The organism is Micromonospora sp. HK10, from assembly GCF_000982955.1.
In the GTDB taxonomy this organism is placed as follows: domain Bacteria; phylum Actinomycetota; class Actinomycetes; order Mycobacteriales; family Micromonosporaceae; genus Micromonospora.
This window is the reverse complement of sequence record NZ_KQ058709.1, coordinates 1-5,680: the sequence shown is the minus strand read 5'-3', so window position 1 is coordinate 5,680 and position 5,680 is coordinate 1. Positions and strand designations below refer to the sequence as shown.

Genomic DNA, 5,680 nt, shown 5'->3' with positions numbered 1-5,680 from the left:
CGGCCTCGGCGCCGAGGCCGGAGGTGACGCCGAAGGCGAGGGCGAGGGGCAGCGCCACCACGGCGACGGTGAGACCGGCGAGCAGGTCCCGTCGCGGCGAGCGGCGTGCGGCCAGTAGGTCGCCCCGGCCGGGCAGCAGGCCGCCCACGCGCTCCCCGATCAGGCGTCCGGCCTGTCGCAGGCCGTCCCGGGCGCCGTCCCGACGGCCCGGCCGGGGAACGCCGCCACCGGAGCCGTGGGTATCGGCGGTATCGGCCGGGGTCGCCGGGCCGGCGGGGGCGTCCGCCGGGGTCGCCGGGCCGGTGGGGGCGGTGGCGGTCACCGGTCCGTCCCGGAGGCGCGCAGCTCGTCCAGGAGCGCGTCCCGGTCGGTGAGCACCGCGCCGAGGATGCGCCGGCCCGCGGCGAGCAGGTCGGCCACGTCGGGCGTGCTCAGCGCGTACATGACCAGCGGGCCCTCCCGGTAGGAGGTGACCATGCCGGCCCGGCGCAGCACGGCGAGCTGCTGAGAGAGGTTGGACGGCTCGACGTCGATGGCGGCCAGCAGGTCGCGGACCGGCTTCGGCCCGTCCTGGAGCAGTTCGAGCACCCGGATCCGGACCGGGTGCCCGAGGGTGCGGAACAGCTCCGCCTTCGCCTGGTACAGCGGTACCGACATGACATCCCTCCCCGAGACCCTGAAGACTTTAGCACTTGCAAAATTCTTCAACTCGAGGTGCGGGGCCCGGCCCCGCCGCTACCTGTCGTTGACGCAGCGCAGCACCGGGCGGCGGGTCAACGCCACCGGATCGAGCGGGGCGTCCGCGCGTACCGTGAACGTCGCCGACTCTCCCGGCAGCAGGGTGACCAGCGCCTGGTCCACCCGCGCCGACGGGTCGAGCCGGTCCGGATACACGGTCAGGTCGCGCAGCACCGTCCGCGCGGTGACCCGGACCCGCTGGCCGTCGTCGGCCGGCTCGACCGTGGCATCCAGCTCGGCCGCCGGCCACTCCACCTCCCGGTCCTCGGCGAAGAACCACAGCGCCCGCTCCGCGGTGTCCCCGGCCTCCGCGACCAGCAGCTCGCGCCGGGCCTCGTCCGGCCGCGCCAGCTCCGCCGGCAGGGCCAGCACCACCGAGGAGTACGGCGGCACGTCCAGCTCCACCGAGGTCTTCGCCCTCGGCTCCCCGTCCAGCACCAGCCGGGTGACCGTGGCCGGCGCACGCCACGCCCCGGCGGTCTCGTTCACCGCGACCAGCGCCAGCCCGCCGCCGCGCGGCTGCACGGTCAACAGCCGGTCCGCGTACGCGCGACGCAGCGCGTACCAGAGCGGTTTGCGCCGGCCGTCGCCGTCCACGGCCGACCAGGAGGTGACCGGCCAGCAGTCGTTGAGCTGCCACACGATGGCGCCCATGCAGACCGGCCGGAGCGACCGGAAGTGCTCGACGCCGACCTGGACGGCGCGGGCCTGGTTGAGCTGGGTGTAGTAGTGCCAGTCGTCGAAGTCGACCGGGACCGGCAGGTGGGCGTCCAGCCCGCGCTGGAGCTTCCGGTCGCCGTCGACCGCCTTCTGGTGGTGGGCCATCCCCGGCGAGTCGGCGGCCAGCGGCCGGTCCGAGATCGACCGGCGCAGGGTCGCGTACGCCGGGGGCGCCTGGTAACCGAACTCGGCGACGAACCGCGGCCGGTACTCCCGGTACCTCAGGTAGTCGTCGGTGTTCCAGACGTCCCAGATGTGCGTGGTGCCGTGCGCCGGGTCGTTGGGGTGGAGATCCTCGCGGCCCGACCAGGGGCTGCCCGGCCAGTACGGCCGGGTCGGGTCCAGCTCACCGACGATCCGGGGCAGCAGGTCCAGGTAGTAGCCCCGCCCCCAGGTACGGCCGGCGAGCGGCTCCTGCCAGTCCCAGTCGTGCCAGCCCCAGATGTTCTCGTTGTTGCCCGTCCAGAGCACCAGCGAAGGGTGCACGGCGAGGCGGGTGACCTGCTCCCGGGCCTCCGCCTCGACCTCGGTGCGGAACGGCTCCTCCTCCGGGTACGCGGCGCAGGCGAAGAGGAAGTCCTGCTGCACCAGCAGCCCCAGCTCGTCGGCGAGCTGGTAGAAGTCCGCCGACTCGTACCGGCCGCCGCCCCAGACCCGGAGCAGGTTGACGTTCGCCCCGAGCGCCTGGCCGAACCGCTCGGCGAGGCGGCACCGGGTGACCCGGTTGGGAAACGCGTCGTCCGGGATCCAGTTGACGCCCCGGACGAACACCGGCACCTCGTTCACGTGCAGGGTGAACGCCGAGCCGTGCGCGTCCGGGGCGGTGTCCAGGCGTACCGAGCGGAAACCGATCCGGCGGGACCAGGCGTCCAGCGTCCGGCCGTCCGCCGCACGCAGGGTCACCTCGAGGTCGTACAGCGGCTGCTCGCCGTACCCCGTGGGCCACCACAGCTCGGGGTCCGCGACGGTGAGCGTCGCCACGGCCGTGCGCTGCCCCGCCGGCACGGTGACCTCGACGGCCACGCCGGCCAGCGCGGCGTGCACGGTCAGCGGCCCGTCGGCCGCCCGCTCGACCTCGACGTGCGCCGCCACCCGGCCGGTGCCCTCGACGACGGTGACCAGCGGGCGGACCGTCGCCAGCCGGGCGGTCGACCAGGAGTGCAGGCCGATCTCCTGCCAGATGCCGGCGGTGACCACGGTGGGCCCCCAGTCCCAGCCGAAGTTGCAGGCGGTCTTGCGGATGAACGGAAACGGCTCCGGGTAGGCGTTCGGCCGGTCGCCGAGCCGGTCCCGGTGCGCCTCCGCGTAGCGGTAGGCCGAGTCGAAGCGGACGGTCAGCGTGTTCGGGCCGGGGCGCAGCAGGGCACCGACCGGGAACCGGTAGCCGCGGTGCTGGTTCTCGGTGCGGCCGACCTCGACGCCGTTCACGGCGACCGTGGCGACCGTGTCCAGCCCGGCGCAGACCAGGTCGACCCGCTCGTGGTCGCCCGGCTGCCAGGCGAAGGTGGTCTCGTAGCACCAGTCGGTCCGGCCGATCCAGCCGAGCCGGTTCTCGTTGTCGTCCAGGTACGGGTCGGCGATCAGGCCGGCGGCCAGCAGGTCGGTGTGCACGCAGCCCGGCACGGTGGCCGGTACCGCCTGCCCGGCGACCTCCGGCGGCACCTGCGGACCCGGTACGGCCCGCAGCACCCAACCCTCGGACAACTCCTGCCAGGTCACGACTTCACCGCTCCCGAGATCGAGGAATGTCGACTGAACCGGATAAGTGGCCACACCGTACGGTCCGTACTTTTGGCCTGTCAACGGCAGGTCGGCCCGGTGCAGTAGCGTGGCAGCCGCCGGTCGAACCGGCGGCGGACGGACCGCCCCGACGGGGCCCGGGAAGTGGAGGAGCGCGCGGGTGAAGCGGCCGACCATCGCCGACGTCGCCCGGCGCGCCGGGGTCTCCAAGGGCGCGGTCTCCTACGCGCTGAACGGGCAGCCCGGCGTCTCCGAGGCGACCCGCCAGCGCATCCTGGCGATCGCCGCCGAAATCGGCTTCAGCCCGAGCAGCGCGGCCCGGGCGCTCTCCGGCGCCACCGCCCAGGCGGTCGGGCTGGCGCTGTGCCGGCCGGCCCGGATCCTGGGCATCGAGCCCTTCTTCATGGAGTTGATCAGCGGCGTCGAGGCGGAACTCTCCGCCCGCTCGTACGCGCTGACCCTCCAAGTGGTCGCCGACCACGAGGCGGAGATCGCGGTCTACCGGCGGTGGTGGGCGGAGCGCCGGGTGGACGGCGTCTTCGTCTGCGACCTGCGCACCGACGACCGGCGGGTACCGGCGCTCGAGGAGCTGCAACTGCCCGCCGTGGTGATCGGCGGCCCCGGCCACACCGGCAGCCTGGCCAGCGTCTGGTCCGACGACGCGGCGGCGCTGGTGGAGGCTGTGGAATACCTGGTCGCGCTCGGGCACCGGCGGATCGCCCGGGTCGGCGGGCTGCCCTCGCTGCTGCACACCGAGATCCGCACCGAGGCGTTCGCCGAGGTGTGCCGGCGGCTGGGGCTCGACGACGCCACCACGGTCTGGTCCGACTACACCGGGGAGGAGGGGGCGCGGGCCACCCGTCGACTGCTCAGCTCCGCCCAGCGGCCGACCGCGGTGATCTACGACAACGACGTGATGGCCATCGCCGGGCTCTCGGTCGCCCAGGAGATGGGGTTCGCCGTACCCGCCGACCTGTCCATCGTGGCCTGGGACGACTCTCCGCTCTGTCAGCTCGTGCACCCGCCGCTGACCGCGCTCGGCCGGGACATCCCCGCGTACGGCGCACACGCCGCCCGCCAGTTGCTCGCCGTGATCGCCGGCGAGCCGGTCAGCGGGCTGCAGGACGAGACGGCCCGCCTCACCCCACGCGGCAGCACCGCCCCGCCACGGAGCCGGTGAACCGGTTCAGTCCGGAACCGTGCCCGCCTCGGCGGACCGCCCGGGCCCGGTGTGACCGGCCGGTCAGCGCGTGGAGGGGAACTCCTCGAACCACGCCTCGACCCGCTCCGCGGGCGCCGGCCGGGCGAGCGCGAAACCCTGCCCGTACCGGCAGCCGGCGCGGCGCGCCCCGGCCACCTGGGCGTCCGACTCCAGCCCTTCCACCACCACCTCCACGCCGAGCCGGTCGCCCAGGGCGGCCACCACGTCGATCAGCGGGCGCTGCCCGTCCGGTGCCGGCCCGACCAGGTGCGGGCCGACCTTGAGCAGGTCGATCGGCAGCCGCCGGAGCTGGGCCAGGGAGGCGTGCTCGGCCCGGAAGTCGTCCAGCGCGGTACGCACCCCGAGGGAGCGGAGACCAGCGAACCGGGCCACCACGGTGGGCAGCTCGGCCGCCACCGCCGGCTCGGCCACCTCCACCACCAGCCGCTCGGGCGGCACGTCGTACGCGGCCAGAGCGGTCGCGGTGCGGGCCACGAAGTCGGGCGCGGACAGCTCGCGGGGCGTCACGTTGACCGCCATCCACAGCTCCCGGCCGCCGTCGGACCAGTTGGCGAGCTGTCGGCAGGCCCGGTCCAGCACCCAGCGCCCCACCTCCCCGGCGAGGTCCAGATCCGCCGCCACCGGCAACACCTCGTCCGGCAGCACCGTGCCCAGCACCGGGCTGCGCCAGCGCAGCAGCGCCTCGGTGCCCACCGGCAGCCGGTCGGCCAGCGCCAGCACCGGCTGGTAGACCAGGTCCAGTTCGCCCCGGGCGACCGCGCCGGGCAGCTCCCGCTCCAGGTCGAGCCGGCGGACGAGCTGCTCCTCCAGGTACGCGTCGTACCACTCGACCCGGTCCCGGCCGAGCTGCACCGCGCGCCGTCGGGCGAGTTCCGCCTGCCGCAGCACGTCCTCCGGGTCGCCGCCGGTGGTCTCGGCCAGCCCGACGCTGACCCGCAGCCGGGCCGCCCCGGCGGGCTGCGGGAACGGCTCGGTCAGCGCCGCCAGCAGCCGGTCGCCCAGGCCGTAGGCGAGCACCGGCCCGACGTCGGTGAGCACCGCGAACTCGGTGCCGGAGAGTCGGGCCACCAGGTCACCCGGACCGCTACCGGCCTGTAGCCGGCGGGCCACCTGGGCAAGCAGCGGGGCGACCGGCGCGTCGTCCGCCGCGTGCAGGTCCACCACGAGCAGCGCGCCGCCCTCCCGCCCGGCGAGCCGGCGCAGCAGCTCGCGCCGGTCGGCCAGGGTCGCGAGCGGGTCGGGGGCCGGCCGGGGCGGGGC

4 protein-coding genes and 1 pseudogene are annotated in these 5,680 nt (G+C 75.1%); 1 reads left to right on the top strand and 4 read right to left on the bottom strand.

Translation table 11 applies throughout. The annotated features are described in order from the left end of the window. From LQ51_RS33730 to LQ51_RS05895, 3 genes and pseudogenes are all read right to left on the bottom strand, one after another. Positions 1-322, bottom strand: a pseudogene (locus tag LQ51_RS33730) (hypothetical protein); the annotation flags it as partial. Continuing rightward, positions 319-657: an ArsR/SmtB family transcription factor gene (locus LQ51_RS05900; RefSeq protein ID WP_046563647.1), complete on the bottom strand. Its 339-nt coding sequence runs from the start codon at positions 655-657 to the stop codon at positions 319-321. The pseudogene LQ51_RS33730 and the gene LQ51_RS05900, both read right to left, overlap by 4 nt. Before the next feature lie 78 nt (positions 658-735). Beyond that, positions 736-3,177: a glycoside hydrolase family 2 protein gene (locus LQ51_RS05895; protein ID WP_046563646.1), complete on the bottom strand. Its 2,442-nt coding sequence runs from the start codon at positions 3,175-3,177 to the stop codon at positions 736-738. 181 nt (positions 3,178-3,358) lie between these two features. Between LQ51_RS05895 and LQ51_RS05890 the strand changes: the two genes are divergently transcribed. Next, entirely contained in the window at positions 3,359-4,378 is a 1,020-nt protein-coding gene (locus LQ51_RS05890; RefSeq protein ID WP_046563645.1) for a LacI family DNA-binding transcriptional regulator, read from the top strand. Between the two features lie 63 nt (positions 4,379-4,441). Here LQ51_RS05890 and LQ51_RS05885 read toward each other — a convergent pair. Further along, positions 4,442-5,680 (bottom strand): putative bifunctional diguanylate cyclase/phosphodiesterase (locus LQ51_RS05885; protein WP_046563644.1); only part of this gene is annotated, 1,239 nt, incomplete at its 5' end.

Bases quoted from the DNA above. Each gene is read 5' to 3' on its own strand.
- LQ51_RS05900 (WP_046563647.1), bottom strand. From the start codon at position 657: ATGTCGGTACCGCTGTACCAGGCGAAGGCGGAGCTGTTCCGCACCCTC.